Genomic DNA, 914 nt, shown 5'->3' on the forward strand with positions numbered 1-914 from the left:
TAAAACTTTATCTTGAAGGTACTAGTACCACCGAAATTGCAAAGCTTTCCAATGTGTCTCCAAGATATATAAGAATGATTTTGTCTGATCATAATATTGAAAAAAGGCCGTTTGGTAGTTGGAAGCGTAAGTATAAGTTATAAGTATAAGTTAAATGAAGATTATTTCAAGACTTGGTCTAAAAATATGGCTTATATCTTAGGTTTTTTTATAGCGGACGGTTTTATCTCCAATGATTTTCAAACGATCGGATTCGCGCAAAAAGAAAAATATATTTTAGAACAAATCAGAGACGAATTAGGGTCTAATCAACCACTTTATCAAAATAAGCAAACTGGTGTTTATATGTTATATCTCAATAGCAAAGTTATGAAAAACGATCTAATGGAGATACATGGTGTCACACCAAATAAATCACTGGATATAAAATTTCCGTATGTTCCAGAAGTGTATTTAAATCATTTTATAAGAGGCTATTTTGACGGTGATGGAAATATTTATTCTCGTGGCTATTTAGTCAGTTTTGTTGGCGGTTCTCTCGATTTCATGACGGTATTAGAACATCATCTAAAAGCGCGAGGATTTGACGTGTACTTAACCAAAAAAGAAAAACATATTCGTTTATATATGAGCGGCAGAAAAACGATTAAGGAATTTTATGACTGGATTTATCACGATAAAGGATTATATTTAAAACGCAAATTTGAAGCGTTCCCAGATAAAAATATGGATGCAGAAACATTGCAAAATGCGAAATTAAAAAGAACAAAACAAGCTGTTGCAGCAAGAAAAAAAGCTTTTATCGATGAATATCGAAAAAGCTATTGCGTTCATCAAGCATGTGAAACAGTTGGAATTACATTAGGAACTTATTTTAGATGGTTGAAACAAGACAAACAATTTAGCGAAGAATT

Annotated in this window: 1 protein-coding gene; it reads left to right on the top strand. The window is 31.7% G+C overall.

What is annotated here, in order from left to right; translation table 11 throughout:
* Positions 1-96: 96 nt before the first annotated feature.
* Positions 97-914, top strand: an 818-nt coding sequence (locus VU18_RS16560; protein WP_236687453.1) for an LAGLIDADG family homing endonuclease, incomplete at its 3' end; no start/stop codon positions are given.

The organism is Geobacillus sp. ZGt-1, assembly GCF_001026865.1.
In the GTDB taxonomy this organism is placed as follows: Bacteria; Bacillota; Bacilli; order Bacillales; family Anoxybacillaceae; genus Geobacillus; species Geobacillus thermoleovorans.